Origin of the sequence: Deinococcus pimensis DSM 21231 (genome assembly GCF_000519345.1) — a bacterium.
Lineage (GTDB): Bacteria > Deinococcota > Deinococci > Deinococcales > Deinococcaceae > Deinococcus_A > Deinococcus_A pimensis.
The window spans coordinates 65708-80100 of record NZ_KI912674.1 but is presented as its reverse complement, the minus strand read 5'-3'; the positions used below and the strand labels follow the sequence as shown (position 1 = coordinate 80100).

Genomic DNA, 14393 nt, shown 5'->3' with positions numbered 1-14393 from the left:
TCAGGCGGCGTGGGCCTCCCGGTGGGTCTCCTGCTCGTGCAGCTCGACCACGCGGGGCCACGCGAGCCTGCGGGCACGCCAGGCGAAGATCAGCACCTTGACGACCTCCTCCAGCACCCGCGCCACCAGCAGGCCCCACACGCCGTACCCGAGCGGGAACGCGAGGAGCCACGCGAGCGGCAGTCCCACCGCGAAGGCGCTGAGGGCGTCGCCGAGCAGCACGCCGCGCGTGTCGCTGGCCGACGGGAGGATGCCGCCGCCACGGACCATGTTCGCGACCTTGACGACCTGGAAGGCGGCGTTGAGGAGGATCGTGGCGGCGGCGACGTCGCGGACGCGCTCCCCGACCCCCGCGTAGAGGTGCGGCAGGGCGTACACGCTCAGGGCGTACAGGGCGCCGAACACGAGGCCCGTGACGAGGCCGAAGCGTTCCACGGCGCGGGCCCGCTGGCGTGCGAGGGCCGCGTCACGCTGCCCGACGGCCTGCCCGATGAGGGCGGTCGCGGCGGGCACGAGCCCGAAGGACGCGACGACGAAGATGCCCTCGATGGTGTAGGCGATCTGCACGCCCGCGAGCGTGGCCGTGCCGAGCCGGGCGAGGATGAGGGCGTAGAGCAGGTTGCCGCCGCTCCACGCGAGCTGCGTGGCCGCGAGGGGCAGCGAGAGGTGGGCGAGCTCGCGCAGGGGCACGAGGGCGGCGCGTCCGAGCGGTGGGGGAGACCAGCGCAGGGAGCCGAGCGTGCCGTACGTGACCCACCAGAGCAGCCCGACCCGCACGAGCTGCCCGGCGAGGGCGCCCCAGGCGGCCCCGACGAGCCCCAGGGCCGGGAGGCCGAGGGCGCCCTTCACGAGGGCGTAGCCGACGGCGACGTTGACGACGGCGGCGACCATGGTGGTGAGCATGGGCACGCGCGGCTTCTCCAGGGAGCGCAGCACGCCGCCCGCGACGACGCTCAAGACGATGAGGGGCACGGTGAGCGCGGCGACGCGGAAGAAGGGCGCGGCGGCCTCGACGAGATCCTGGGGCGCGCCGAGCACGCCGAGCAGGGGCCGTGCGAAGACGGCGGCGAGCGTGGCGAGGCCGAGCGTGAGGACGGCGGCGAGCGTGAAGGCGAGGCTCGCGACGCGCGCGACGCCCTTGTGGTCCCCGGCACCGTAGGCGCGTGCGACGAGGATGCCCGCGCCGGACCCGATCGTGCCGAGCGTGAAGACGCCCATGAGGGTGACGTTGTTGCTGAATCCGACGGCGGCGACGGCGGTCGCGCCGAGCCCCGCGACGATGAGCTGCGCGAGGAAGTTGAAGGCGAGCTGGACGACGGCTTCGAAGCTGGCGGGCAAAGCGAGTCGCAGGATGTCGCGAAGGTGGGCGCTCGACAAGGGAATCCTCCGCGAGCACTGTAGGGCAGGCGGACGTGGCGGGCATGACGTGAGCCTCGTTCGCGTTTGGAGGTCGTTCAGGTTGGACGCACCACAAGAGGCTCATTCTAATGAATCGTGTTATCATTCATTTGAAAGGAGCCCGTATGCAACCCTACCGCAAAACCGATGCGCTCATGCAGGAACTCGTGGATCAGGTGTTCCATACCCCACGCCACCGGGTCAGACGCGCGCTCGAAGTGGGCGACGACGACGCGCTCACCGTCACTGCCTTCACCCTCGTCGAGGAGCTCGCCGATCTGACCGGCCTGCCCAAGACCCAGATCTACACCATCGTCGGCACGTCGCAACCCACCAGCAGTCGCGAGCGCCGAGCAGGCACACTGGCACCCGTGGACGTCGCGGACCGGGCGCTGCAGGTCACGGAGCTCTTCGCGCGAGTCGTCGCCGTCCTCGGCCGGGACAAGGCGCGAGCCTGGATCGTTCGTCCCAACGGCCATCTGGACGGCAAGGCTCCGGTGGACCTCATGCGCACCTCCACGGGACGCGACCGCCTCGCCCGCTACCTCGACTCTCTCGAGGACGTCACGTACGGATGAGGGTCTGGAGACTCGCATGGAACCGGCCGAACGCGCTGGCCGCCTTCACCCCCGGCAACGGCGCCGGGCGATTCAACCCGCCCGGCGTCGGCGTGATCTACACCAGCACCACCCTCCCGCTCGCCGTGCTCGAAGTCATGGCGCACTGGGAGGAGTACTTCAACTTCGAGGGCTACGTCACCTGCACGGCCGACCTCCCGGACGACCTGAACGTGGAGCACCTCCCCGAAGGCTTTCCCGTCACCGACCGGGAGCGCTGCCGCGAGTACGGCCTGTCCTGGCACGAGGAGAGCCGCGCGGCCGCCCTCGTGGTGCCGAGCGTCCTGATGCCCGAGGTCTGCGGGGAACGCAACGTCATCCTCAATCCGGCTCACCCCGACTTCGACCGACTCCTCCCGAGCCTGCGTCTGCACGGGCCCTTCAGCCTCGACCACCGTATCCTCGGCGCGCTCAGGACGCCGAACTGAACCGTCAGATGCTCGCGGCGGTCCCACGCTCGGGCCAGTTCAGCAGGTAGCCGGTGCTCCGTCCGCCCGCCCGGGGGGCGACGACGAGCAGACCTCTGGCGACGAGGTCGTGTCCCACAGGAACCGTGGCCACTCGTCGCGCAGGTGGGCGTAGGAGTGGTTCGCGGTCATGATCGGATTACACGTTCTAATCTGATCGAATTTGATTCGATGAGGACGAGCGCCGTTCCCGCCGAGTCCACGCCCACATCAGCTCCACCACCGTCGCCGGGTCCGCCACGCGGTGCTCCGCGAGGGTGAGGCCCTCCCCGACCTTCACGGTGACGCCCTCGCGCCGCAGCACCTCGAAGCCCTCCTCGTCCGTGGCGTCGTCGCCCAGGAAGACCGCGAGCCGATCCGGAAACGCTGCCCTCAGGCGGGCGAGCGCGCGGCCCTTCCCGAAGCCCGCCGGGCGGAACTCCCGCACCAGCTTCCCACGCATGAGCTCCCAGCCCGGCGGGAGCGTGAGCGCCTCCAGCGCGGCTTCCACCCGGACCTGCTCGTGGGGCGCGACCTCGCGGTAGTGCACCGCGAGCGTGCGGCCCTTGTCCTCCAGCCTCAGACCGGGCGTGGGCGGCACGCGCGCCGTGATTTCGCGGATGGCCGTCACGTCGGGCGCGGGCGGCGTCTCACCCGGCCACTCCATCCCGTGCAGACCGATCACGGTGAGGCCCGGAAGGTTCAGGAAGGCGCGCACCTGCGCCGCGCCGCGCCCCGTCAGGACCGCCACCTCGTGCCCGGCCTCCACCAGCGCCGTGAGGGCCTCCCGCGCGCCCTCCTGGGGCAGCGCCGCGTCCGGATTCGTGACGATGGGCGCGAGCGTCCCGTCGTAGTCCGACACGACCAGCAGGGACCGCGCGCCGAGCCCAGCCAGTTCACGGGGCACGCTCACGCGCCCTCCACCTCCCGCACGAACCCGTCCGCCCAGGACCGCAGGTCGCTCGCACGCAGCCGCTCGCGCAGCCGCAGGAGCCGGGCCTGCTTCTCGTCGAGCGGCATGTTGAGCGCCTGCAGCAGGGCCGACGCGAGCCCCTCGGGATTGTACGGGTTGACCTGCAGCGCCTCGGGCAGTTCGTCCGCCGCGCCCGCGAAGCGCGACAGGACCAGCACCCCGTCGCGCGAGGACGCCGCGAACTCCTTCGCGACGAGGTTGAGTCCGTCGCGAAGGGGCGTCACGAGCATCACGTCCGCCGCGCGGTAGTGCGCGACGAGCTCCTCGCGCGGCACGCCCCGGTAGATGTACTGGATGGGCGACCAGCCGTCGCGGGTGTGCTTGCCGTTGATGCGGCCCACGAGGCCCTCCACCTGCGCGCGCAGCTGACGGTACGACTCCACCCGCTCGCGGCTCGGCACGGCGATCTGCACGAACGTCACCTGGCGCCGCGCCTCGGGGTGACGGTCGAGGAACGCGTCGAAGGCCTCCAGCCGCTCCGGGATGCCCTTGGTGTAGTCGAGGCGGTCCACGCCCAGCAGGATGCGCGTCTGGACGCTCTGACGGACCCGCGCGGCGGTCTCCTCCACCTCCGGCGACGTGGAGAGCTCCTCGTACGCGTCCACCTCGATGCCGATGGGCCGGGCCACCACCCTGGAGACGTGGTCCCTCCAGGTCACCGCCTCGCCGTTCGTCACGGCGCCCAGCACGCGGCGGCACGCGGACAGGAAGTGCCGCGTGTACTCCTCCGTGTGCATCCCCACGACGTCCGCGCCGAGAATGCCGTCCACGAGCTCCCGGTCCCACGGGAGCGTACGGAACACCTCCGACGACGGCCACGGGATGTGCCAGAAGAACCCGATCCGCGCGTCCGGGAGCGCCTCGCGGATCATGCGCGGCACGAGCGCGAGCTGGTAGTCGTGCACCCAGATCGTGTCGCCCTCGCGGTAGCTGCGGACCGCCGCGTCCGCGAAGCGGCGGTTGACCGTCTCGTACGCCCGCCACCAGTCCGCGCGGTACTTCGTCCGCTCGATGAAGTAATGACTCATCGGCCACAGCGCGCGGTTCGAGAAGCCGTGGTAGAAGTCACGCACCTCCGCGTCGCTGAGCCGCACGCGCTCCAGCCGGTAGCGCGGCTCCTCGGCGGGCAGGTCCACCCGCTCGATTTCGGGCTGCTGCTCGCCCCACGCGATCCACGTGCCGCCCGCGTGCTGCAGGGCCGGGTCGAGCGCGGCGGTGAGGCCGCCGATGGACGGGACCCAGGTAACGTGGCCGCCGTCGCCCGCGTGCGGCGCGTACGGCTCCCTGTTCGAGACGACGATGAGTCCCATAGGCTTCCTCCTCAGGTGTGGCGGTCCTGCGCGTCCTGATGGACGCTGCCGAGCACGTCGCCCGGCGTGGACCGCGCGAAGCGCGTGTTGATCTCCCGGAGGCGCGCCACGTCCAGCTTCGGTTCACGCGTGGCGGTCAGGAGGCCGTTCGTCTCCTGCTCCGTGTCGGTGAGCTGCGTGTAGCAGAAGCCCGCCAGCGAGTCCGACGCGAGGACCGCCGTGACGAGCTCGTCGTACCGCGCGAGGAGCTCCTCGCCGCTGCGGACCGTGCCGTACCCGAACCAGCGCTCGCCCTCGCCGGGCGCGAAGCTCAGCCCACCGAACTCGCTCAGCACCACCGCCGCGTCCCCGTGGTCGTCCACGTCGGTGAGGATGTTGCGGAAGTACGGCTGCACGGACCGCAGGGTCTCCTGCGTGGACGCGCGCGTCCCGTAGCGCTCCCGCAGCGTTTCCCCGTGCGGGGCGTAGTCATGGACGCCCAGGACGTCCCCCGCGACGTACTGCCACCCGTCGTTCGCCACGACCGGCCGCGTCGGGTCCATCGCGCGCGTCAGGCCGTACAGGCCCCGCACGAACGCGCGCTGCGCCTCGTCTCCCTCCAGGTTCGGGACGCCCCACGACTCGTTCATCGGCACCCACGTCACCACGCAGGGGTGCGAGTGGTCGCGGCGCAGCACCTCCAGCCACTCGCGTGTGACGCGCTCCACCGTCTCGGGCGAGTAGGCGTACGCGCTCGGCATCTCCGCCCACACCAGCAGGCCCAGGCGGTCGCACCACGCGAGGAAGCGCGGGTCCTCCACCTTCTGGTGGATGCGGACGCCGTTGAAGCCCAGGGACCGGACGAGCTCCACCTCGCGGCGCAGGGCGTCCGTGTCGGGCGCGGCGAGGTGCGACTGGGGCCAGTAGTTCTGCGCCAGCACCAGGCGCAGGTAGAACGTGAGCCCGTTGAGCAGGAAGCGCCCGCCCTGCACGGCCGCGCTCCGCAGGCCCGCGTAGGAACCCACGCGGTCGAGCGTCCGCCCGCCCGCCTCCAGCGTGAGCTCCGCGTCGATGAGGTTGGGGCGGCGCGGGGACCACAGGATGTCGTCCCGCTCCGGGTTGGTGGAGACGAAGTTCAGCGGGATCGTCGCACGCACCTCCGCGCCCGTCACGGTGAGGGCCTGCTCCGCGAGGAGCTCTTCTCGCAGGGTGAGGCGGACGCGCAGCGCGGCCCCGTCCACGAGTGGGCCCGCGACGCGCGCCACGAGGCGCAGTTCCATCCTGTCCACGTCCGGCGTCCAGCGGAGCGCCTCGATGCGGGTGCGCGGCGCGCGTTCCAGCCACACCGTCTGCCAGATGCCGCTCGTGCGGTGATACCAGATGGCGTGCGGTTCGACCTGCCAGTCCTGCTTTCCGCGCGGCTGCGTCAGGTCACGCGGTTCGTCCTCCGCGCGGACCACCACGATCTGCTCGGCGCCCTCACGCAGCGCTGCCGTGACGTCCGCCGTGAACGGCGTGTGCCCGCCCTCGTGCCGCGTCACGAACTGCCCGTTCACCCAGACCTCCGCGCGGTAGTCCACCGCGCCGAAGTGCAGCAGCACGTCCGTGTCGGCAGAAGCCTCCACCTTGAAGGTCCGTCGGTACCACAGCACGCGGTGGTAGCCCGTTTCACGCAGACCGCTCGCGTGGGACTCCGGCGGGAAGGGCACGACGATCTGTCGGTCGTACACGTCGTCGCGCGCGTACCAGCGGTCACGACGTCCGACGTCGTCGTCGTCGAAGGCGAACCCCCACGTGCCGCCGAGATCGGTCCACTCGTCGCGGGTGAGCTGGGGGCGGGGGTGGAGGACGTCGGGTTCTCGCATCGGGCCTCCTGGGGCCGGGCGCTCCCTGAGGGGCGCCGGGGTTCGAGAGAGTCTAAAGCTCCCCGCGTTTGTATCACCAACGGGAGTCCTTCACGTCCGTGATGGCCTCCCGGGGGTTCCTCACGCCCGGGCCGCCTAGCCTGAGGGCATGGACGTGCTGATCATCGTGCTGGGGTCGCTCGCGCCGTTCGCGGTGGTGCTGGGCGTCGTGCTCGTGCTGCGCTTCCTGCGCGGACGCGGAGGCTCGTGAGCGCCCACCTCGTTCAGCTCCTGCTGCCCCTCTACGACCGCGAGGGCCGAGCCTTTCCGGGCGAACGCTACGCCGAGGTGGCCGGGGAGCTCACGGGCCGCTTCGGTGGCCTCACCGCGTACTCCCGCGCGCCCGCCACCGGCCTGTGGAAGCCCGACGAGGGTCGTACCGTGCGTGACGACGTGGTCGTCTTCGAGGTGATGACCGACGAGCTCGACCGCGCGTGGTGGGCCGACTACCGGGAGACGTTGAGGCGACGCTTCGCGCAGGACGAACTGGTGGTCCGCGCGCACGAGGTGGAACGGCTCTGACGGGCGGAGCGGGGCCGCTCTGCCAGGTGTTCGCCGAAATTTTTCGCTGATTGATGATTTTTAGTATTTATCTTTTAACTACTAAAACAAGATGATCATCATCATAGGGGAGGGGCGCTCGCGTCCAGGACGGTGTTTTCAGCCTGATTTGCCCCAGTTCTTACGATAGTTTGCCCCACTAGTTACGATACTTTTGCCCCACTTCTTACGATAGTTTGTGTTCCAAGTCACACCAGTTCTTACGATACTTTTGCCCCACTTCTTACGATAGTTCGGCGGGCGTCCTCCCCAGTTCTTACGATAGGGCCAGCTCAAAACGCCCCACTTCTTACGATAGTAACGGCCTGTTTCGCCCCACTTCTTACGATACCCCAAAAAAGGAAAGGAAAAGGCCGTCTAGGACGGCCTTTTCCTAATTATTCCTCCACTTCTTACGACAGGCGTTGCCCCACTTCTTACGATAGGTCCGACGGTCGCGCGAGGGACTGCAGCGTCTCGATCGCCTCCACCCGGCTGGCTCCACCCATGAGCGTCTTGAGCACCAGCCGGTACGTCTCTCTGGCGTCGATCTCTCCGAGAGCGACAAGACTCCTGAGGCGATCCAGCTGTGCCAGTTCCAGGCACGGCCCCGACTTCGAACGTCGAAGCGTCTCGTTGTGGAACGGGTTGAAGACGTACTCTGCCATTTCCTCGAAAGTGCCCTTCGAAAAGACGTCCGCTTCACTTCCTCCATCTGCCTCCTCGGACGGCACCTGGACTTTGCAGACCGCGGACCTCTGGGATGCGTGGGCGGTCTCAGCTTCCCGAACACGTGCCCCCTGCAGGATCGACTCCGCGTCCTTGAGCATCGCCGCGAGGTACCGCGCCTCGTTCTCCACCCGGCTGCGCGCGCCGCGCTTGTGCGTCTCGAACGCATCGATGACCTTCAGGACGTCCTCGCCGAGCTCACGGGCGTACTTCTCGGCCTGCGACCTGTGCACCCCGTACCGCAGGAGCGCCTCCACGTGCTCCGGACGCGCGGGCGCGCTCGCCTGCCCGTACACGTACCGCACCTCCGTCCTGCGTCCCGTGCCCGAATACGCCACGGATTGCAGATAGCCCTCCATGAGCAGCGGTTTATGCATCGCGTCGAGGGCGCGCCGGATCTTGTCCGGGCCGGGATCGAGGATGCCGCAGTGCGCGCCCCACTCCACGAGCGGCACCGTGAGACGGTACGGCTCGCCCTCCCCGAGCGCCGCCGCCTCGAACAGGTGCAGGTCCAGCAGGCGGTACAGCGTGCGCGCCCCGACGGTGGGCAACCTGCGGTACAGCGTGAGGTTGAGCGGCTTCACGTGCCCGTCGCGGATGCTCTTCGTGAGGCGGTCGCTGAGCTGCAGCCTCATCACGGAACGCTCGTCCAGGCCGTCCTGCCCGTGCGTGTACTGCACGTCGTTGAGCAGGTTGAAGTGCGCGGAGATGAAGCGCATCTCGCGCGCCTCGTACCAGCCGTCCGTGAGAGTGTACGTGGCGGTCTTGAGTCGTTCGAGACCCTCCTTGAACATCTCGTAGTACACACTCGTCACGCCCATCCCCGATCCCCTGAGGACCGCGTAGGGTGTCGCGACGATCACCCCGTCCGCCGGGCAGCCCGCTTCCACGTACGCGTTGAGCAGGCTCACGAGGATGTCACCGTCCACGCCGCGCGGCAGGCCCACGTCCGGCATGCCCTTGCAGGTCACCGTGACCATCTTCCCGGTCGGCGTGGTCACGTGGCGTGTCCACACCAGCTTGTCCCTCGGCAGGTACTTCTGGCTGGGGATCAGGGCGATCCCGGCGATGTTGCGCTCGTCGATGCCCCGCGCGACGTCGTTGTCCCGGCGTTTCCTGCTCATGCGGGAACTGTAGGCGGCGCGCTTCCTCCCCGGTGGGGCACGCCCTAGACAACTCGCGTGCTCGTCCGTGGCCGGAACGAGGTCTCGCGCACACCGACCGATGACCCCTGGAGCGTGATGTGCATGGCCCGCGCGAAGAGGCGGAAGGGTCCACGGACCCGTCCGTCTCGAACTCGTCTGGAAGAAGACTCAATGCGCCGTGACGCCAGGGGCGGATGCCGTCTGTTCCATCTGCGTCCGCACCCACTCGACGGTGCGGCGAACCGCCTCGGCGTTGGGCGTGGGGCGGAACCCGAACGCGGCGGCGAAGCGCGTGCCGTCCACCTCCCAGGGCCCGGTCGCCTGATAGGCGACGTCCGCGAGTTCGCGCAGGATCGGCACGAACAGGCCGAGCGTGCGAACGGCGGGCAGGGGCAGCGTGGCGGGCGCGCGGTCCGCGACCCCAGCCTCCCGCGCGACGAGCGCCGCGAAGGCGCGGCCCGTGAGGGGCTCGTCGGTGGGGACGTGCCAGGCGCGCCCGTAGGCCTCGTCGTGCTCGCCGAGCGTGACGAGCGCGCGGGCGAAGTCGTCCACGAAGGTCAGCGCGTGCGGGACGTCGTGGCGGCCGAACCACCGCGGACGTTTCCCCGCGAGGACCGCGTCGAAGAAGGCCTTCCCGGCGAGCGAGCCGATGACGAGGGGGCCGAAGTAGTCGCTGGCCCGCCCGATGACGACCCGTACGCGGCCCTCCTCGTGGGTGCGAAGCAGGGTGCGGGCCATCCGCAGTCTGACCTGGCCCTTGCGGCTCGTGGGGTGTTCGGGGGAAGTCTCGCTCAGGGGACCGGTGACGGGACCGTAGGTGTAGAGGTTGTCGACGAACACGAGCCGGGCCTGCGAACGGGCAACGCCCTCGATCACGGCGTCGAGCATGGGCGGGAAGTCCGTCTTCCAGCGGGTGTACTCGGGCTGCGCGGCCATGTACACGACGCGGGCGTTTCGGGACATTCTGGCGACGTCGCCCGCTTCGCGTGCGTCGCCGGGTGTCCAGTGGGCTCCGGCGGGCAGGGCGCGCGGTTCGCGGGGGGAGACGACGCGCACGTCGGCGCCACGTGTGAGGAGTTCGCGGACGAGGGCGCGTCCGGCGGCGCCTCCACCGCCGAGGACGACGTGGGTGCCGGACAGGGGCGAGGTGGGCCGGACGGTCGTTGAACGCGGGTCGGTGAACATGGTGGTCCTCCCTGGTCCTTGAGGGTTCAGGCGCGGTTCGGGGCGCGCAGGAGCGTGACGGCGAGCGCGACGAGCCAGATCTGCCACGCGATGCCGGAGACGGTGAGGATGGGGCCGAGGTCGGCGCCGTAGACGCCCGCGAGGCCCGCGAGGAGGAGCGCGCCCGACACGACGCCCGTGACGCCGAGGGCGCGGCCACGCGGGAGGCGGGTGAGCAGCAGACCCACGAGGACGGTCCACAGACCCGAGAAGAGGCTCACGCCGAGCACTTCGCCGACGCCGCCCGCGTAGTCGTTGAGGGTGCGGTAAGTCACGGCGACGATCTCACGGGTGCCCGCGTCGCCGCTCGCGTAGGCGCTCGCCAGGGCGGGCATCGCGACGAGCCAGCGGACGATGCCGAGGAGCTTGAGGGCCCCGGCGAGCACGCCGAGCGCGGTGGCGGCTTCCAGCAGGGCGCCGCGCGCGCCGATCGTTTCGAGGACGCGGCGGGCGAGCACCGCGAGCGGCACGAGCAGGAAGGCGGAGAGGAAGTACAGCGTGTAGCCGAGCGCGACACCGGACGCCTGGGCGTGCACGAGGGGCAGGGCCCGCTCGGGCGGCAGGTCGAGGCTGGCGGGCCAGTCGATCGCGGCGGACAGGACGAAGAACGCGCCGAACATCGACACGAACTGGGTGGCGGTGACGGCGAGCAGGGCGGTGCGGTCGGTGGGGCGGGCGGTCGCGGCGGTCGGCGTGACGGGCGTGCTGGTCATGGCGGATCCCTTCGGGGTGTGAGGCATGGTCCGGGCGTCTCTGGACGTCCGGTCGGGTGGGGGTGGGTTCAGCGTGCGGTGCTGGTGTGGGGCAGGCGTCCTCCTGTGGGCAGGGGAGATGACCGAGGGACGCGCGGGCGTCCTCGTGAAGGGCGAGGATGGGGGTTCAGTCGTCCCGGGGAGGAGGTGCGGGGGGCGTCCCGGTGAGCAGCAGGTGCAGGGTCAGGCCGTAGAGGTGCGGGGGGACGCTGGTGGGACTCACGAGCCGCTGGGTGTCGAGGCCGTTGCGGAGCGCGATCGTGACGCCCGCGAGCTGGTCGGGCGTGGCGGGAAGGGGAAGACCGTGGGTTCGGTACTGCGCCTCGATGAGGCGTCCGATGGCCGCGCGGAGGCGGGCGTGATGGTGTTCGTAGGCCTCGCGGACGGGGGGGTAGCGCAGGGCGCACATCCAGAACTCCATCTTGAGGAGGTGGGAGACGCGCAGGTCGTCCTCGGGAAGGCGGGCGGCGTCCTCGAAGCCGCGGCTCGCGCCGGGGAGGTCGGTGCCTTCGAGGGCGGCGAGGCCGCGCAGGTCGTCGTCGAAGCAGCGTTCGATGAGGGCGATCAGGAGGGCCTGCTTGTCGTCGAAGTTGGAGTAGAAGGCGCCGCGCGTGTACCCGGCGGCTTCCGCGATCTGCTCGACGGAGCTTCCCTCGAAGCCCTGGCGGGCGAAGAGGTCGCGGGCGGCGTCGAGGAGGTCCGCGCGGGTGCGGGCGCGGCTCTCCTCACGGCTGAGACGTTTGCGGGATGCGGGGGCGGCCATGACCCAGACTAAGATACATACCTGTATCCGAAAGTGCCACGGCACTCAGATACAGGTATGTATCCATTCTGCTCGTCCGGCGGGAGACCGTCGTGGCACAGTGGACATCATGACGTCCACGCCCGTCGCCGTCCTCCACGACCTCCACGGCAATGTCCACGCCACACGCGCCGCCCTCGACGACGCATGGCGGGCGGGTGCCCGGCGGGTCCTGATCGGCGGCGACGTCGCCTACGGACCCCACGTCCGCGAAACGCTCGACCTGCTGCTCGGGCTCGGCGAGCACGCGGTCTGGATTCGCGGCAACGCCGACCGCGAGCTCGTGTCCGTCGCGCTCGGCACGCCCCCCGACGGGCTCCCCGACGACCTGGTCGAGGCGATGCGCTGGGAAGCCGCCCACCTCACGAACGCGCACCTCCGGCACCTCGAAGGCCTTGGGCACCGCCGCACGCTCTGCCTGGGCGAGCTCGGCGACGTCCTGCTGTGTCACGCCACACCCCGCGCCGACGACGAGATCGTCACCGCCCTCACGCCGGGCGACGTGCTCGCGGAGGTGCTCGCGGGCGTCGGCCAGGACCTCGTCGTGGGCGGTCACACGCACGTCCCGCTCGACCGTCACGCCGGGCAGGTCCGGTTCGTCAATCCCGGCAGCGTGGGCCTCCCCTACGACGGTCCCGGCGCCGCCTGGGCGCTCCTGGACGGCGGCGTCAGGTTCATGCGCGCCCACTACGACGTCCGGTCGGCAGCGGACGAGGCGGCCCGAAGCGGGCACCCGCTCGCGGCGGACCTCGCCGCCACCCTGCTGCAGCCGCCCGGTGGGGACGCGGCCACCGCTCACTTCGAGGATGTCGCGCGCGCCCGACGGAAGACGTGAGGACCGATCAGCCGAGCCGCACGAACATCGGCGGCTTGAGCCCGATCATGCGGGCCATCATCCACACCTGACCCTTGTGGTGCGCCTCGTGCTGCACGAGGAAATCCGCGAGCGTGTACGCGGGCATCTCGCGCCCGCCGAAGGCCTGGACGCGCCGCGCGAGCTGCTCGTCGGAGAGGCCCGCCAGGAAGGTCCGCGTCGACTCCAGCCCGGCCCGTAGCCGCTCACGGGCCTCCGCGAGGTCCGCGCTGGGCTCGACGGGCGACGGTGTCTCACCGGCCATCATCCGCGCGAAGCGGTCCGACGCCCCCGCCAGGTGATCGGCGAGCGCGCGGAACGTCATCCCACCCTCCCAGGCACTGAACTCACCCCGATCCTCGGGCACCTGGTCGAGCAGGTCCACGAGGGCGGCACGGTGCATGACGAAGGAACGGGCGTACTCCTGACCTGAATAGGGCATGCGCGTACTCCATCACACCGCGCGCTTCCCTGGCAAGCCGCACACAATGAAGGCGGAACCCGCCGCCCGTCCGGCCCCGCCCGAAAGGACCCATGCGCCCACACCTCCTGCTCCTCCCGTTCTGCGCGGCGATCACCGCCCACGCCGCCCCGCTTCCGCCCTTCACGACGGGCCCGACCCTGAACGGCCCCGTCCGGGAGCTTCGCCTCGCCGCCGCGCCCGATGGAGCGCTCGTGCTGGCCGTCGCGTCGGACGACGCGCGCGTCAGCAGCGGACGCGGAACCTTCGTCGGCCGCCTGCTGACCGCCTGGCAATCCACGCCGCCCGCCTCGACATGGACGCCGCTCGGCGACGGAACGCCCCTCAACTACGATCGCCCGCGGCCCGTGTCGTCCCTGAACCTCGCGCTCGACGCTCGGGGCACGCCCGTCCTGGTGTGGAACGAGAACTACGGTGACAACGACGTCGTGGTCATGCGCGCCTGGCGGGGCGGCGCGTGGACCGACTGGCGCGCGCGATACCTCGGGGAGGACCTCACGTACGCCGCGCGGACCCTGTCCGTCGCGGCGAGGAGCGGCGAGCCCGTGCTGGCCTGGGGCGACACGCTGCGAGGAGGCGGGAGCCGCCTCACGATCCGGACCTGGGACGGGCGCACCTGGGCGCGCGGAGAGCCCTTCAACGACGTCACGCGCTTCTCCCGCGCGCCCGCCCTCGCGCTCGACGCCGCGGGACGCCCGGTCGTGGCGTGGCTGCAGGGGGACGTCCTCGCCAGCGACGTCCTCGCGAAACGCTGGACGGGCGCAACCTGGGAGGCGCTGGGCGGGCCGCTCAACCGGACGCCGTCCACCTACGTCGCCGCGACCCGGCTCGCGCTCGACACGCGCGGCACCCCGGTCGTCGCGTGGCTGGAGGACGTCTCGGGCGCCGACACGCTCCGCGCGAGTCGCTGGAACGGCCGAACCTGGACGCCGATCGGTGGAGACGTCAGCTCACCGGGCGCCGCGTCACCCTCGCTCGCGCTGGACCCGTCGGGCCGCGCGGTCCTCGCCTGGGTGGAGGAACGCGCGGGGGTGGGTCAGGTCAGGCTGGCGCGTGAGCGGGCAGGCGGATGGGAGCAGTTCGGCATCCTCAACCGCGACGCCGCCCGCGACGCGCGCTCGCCGTCGGTCACGGCGGACGCGAGCGGCCACGTCACCGTGGCGTGGCGCGAGGACGTCGGCGGGACGTACCGGGCGCTGCTGCGCCGCTTCCCCGCCTCGCCCTGAACGGGTGCCGTATC

Annotated in this window: 14 protein-coding genes; 5 read left to right on the top strand and 9 right to left on the bottom strand. The window is 70.8% G+C overall.

Going from position 1 to position 14393, the window contains the following annotated elements; all coding sequences use genetic code 11:
- On the bottom strand, positions 1–1377 hold the full coding sequence (locus tag DEIPI_RS34015; RefSeq protein ID WP_045235019.1) for an MATE family efflux transporter: 1377 nt from the start codon (positions 1375–1377) through the stop codon (positions 1–3).
- Positions 1378–1523: 146 nt separating this feature from the next.
- On the opposite strand from DEIPI_RS34015, the gene DEIPI_RS0123230 reads away from it, so the two are divergent.
- Both DEIPI_RS0123230 and DEIPI_RS0123225 read left to right on the top strand, forming a co-directional pair.
- Entirely contained in the window at positions 1524–1976 is a 453-nt protein-coding gene (locus DEIPI_RS0123230; RefSeq protein ID WP_027483352.1) for an antitoxin Xre/MbcA/ParS toxin-binding domain-containing protein, read from the top strand.
- Positions 1973–2443 (top strand): RES family NAD+ phosphorylase, encoded by a 471-nt coding sequence (locus DEIPI_RS0123225; protein WP_027483351.1) that lies wholly within the window; start codon positions 1973–1975, stop codon positions 2441–2443. Before DEIPI_RS0123230 ends, DEIPI_RS0123225 begins: the two co-directional genes overlap by 4 nt.
- 187 nt (positions 2444–2630) lie before the next feature.
- Here the strand turns inward: DEIPI_RS0123225 and otsB are convergent, their stop codons facing one another.
- From otsB to DEIPI_RS0123205, 3 genes are read right to left on the bottom strand one after another with little or no spacing between them, the layout of a single operon-like run.
- On the bottom strand, positions 2631–3374 hold the full coding sequence (otsB, locus tag DEIPI_RS34010) for a trehalose-phosphatase (protein WP_045235018.1): 744 nt from the start codon (positions 3372–3374) through the stop codon (positions 2631–2633).
- Positions 3371–4744, bottom strand: a complete 1374-nt coding sequence (locus DEIPI_RS0123210) for an alpha,alpha-trehalose-phosphate synthase (UDP-forming) (RefSeq protein WP_027483350.1) — start codon at positions 4742–4744, stop codon at positions 3371–3373. The genes otsB and DEIPI_RS0123210 overlap by 4 nt, the downstream gene beginning before the upstream one ends.
- A gap of 11 nt (positions 4745–4755) precedes the next feature.
- Positions 4756–6588, bottom strand: a complete 1833-nt coding sequence (locus DEIPI_RS0123205; RefSeq protein WP_027483349.1) for a glycoside hydrolase family 2 protein — start codon at positions 6586–6588, stop codon at positions 4756–4758.
- A gap of 246 nt (positions 6589–6834) precedes the next feature.
- Between DEIPI_RS0123205 and DEIPI_RS0123195 the strand changes: the two genes are divergently transcribed.
- Positions 6835–7149 (top strand): hypothetical protein, encoded by a 315-nt coding sequence (locus tag DEIPI_RS0123195; RefSeq protein WP_027483348.1) that lies wholly within the window; start codon positions 6835–6837, stop codon positions 7147–7149.
- A 455-nt stretch (positions 7150–7604) separates the two neighbouring features.
- On the opposite strand, the gene DEIPI_RS0123190 is transcribed toward DEIPI_RS0123195, so the two are convergent.
- The 4 genes from DEIPI_RS0123190 to DEIPI_RS34005 all read right to left on the bottom strand — a co-directional run bounded on the left by DEIPI_RS0123190 (position 7605) and on the right by DEIPI_RS34005 (position 11780).
- Positions 7605–9020 (bottom strand): replication initiator protein A, encoded by a 1416-nt coding sequence (locus DEIPI_RS0123190; protein WP_027483347.1) that lies wholly within the window; start codon positions 9018–9020, stop codon positions 7605–7607.
- A gap of 189 nt (positions 9021–9209) precedes the next feature.
- Positions 9210–10226, bottom strand: a complete 1017-nt coding sequence (locus DEIPI_RS0123185) for an NAD-dependent epimerase/dehydratase family protein (RefSeq protein WP_045235017.1) — start codon at positions 10224–10226, stop codon at positions 9210–9212.
- A gap of 26 nt (positions 10227–10252) precedes the next feature.
- A complete protein-coding gene (locus DEIPI_RS0123180; protein WP_027483345.1) occupies positions 10253–10978 on the bottom strand; it encodes a DUF4386 family protein in 726 nt (241 codons plus the stop codon).
- A 166-nt stretch (positions 10979–11144) separates the two neighbouring features.
- Positions 11145–11780, bottom strand: a complete 636-nt coding sequence (locus tag DEIPI_RS34005) for a TetR/AcrR family transcriptional regulator (RefSeq protein WP_052351960.1) — start codon at positions 11778–11780, stop codon at positions 11145–11147.
- 109 nt (positions 11781–11889) lie between these two features.
- Between DEIPI_RS34005 and DEIPI_RS34000 the strand changes: the two genes are divergently transcribed.
- Complete coding sequence (locus tag DEIPI_RS34000; protein ID WP_045235055.1) at positions 11890–12654, top strand: metallophosphoesterase family protein; 765 nt, start codon at positions 11890–11892, stop codon at positions 12652–12654.
- 7 nt (positions 12655–12661) lie between these two features.
- Here the strand turns inward: DEIPI_RS34000 and DEIPI_RS0123165 are convergent, their stop codons facing one another.
- Positions 12662–13114 (bottom strand): DinB family protein, encoded by a 453-nt coding sequence (locus DEIPI_RS0123165; protein WP_027483344.1) that lies wholly within the window; start codon positions 13112–13114, stop codon positions 12662–12664.
- A 92-nt stretch (positions 13115–13206) separates the two neighbouring features.
- Here DEIPI_RS0123165 and DEIPI_RS33995 point away from each other — a divergent pair, with 92 nt between their 5' ends.
- Complete coding sequence (locus tag DEIPI_RS33995; protein WP_052351958.1) at positions 13207–14379, top strand: hypothetical protein; 1173 nt, start codon at positions 13207–13209, stop codon at positions 14377–14379.
- Positions 14380–14393: the final 14 nt, after the last annotated feature.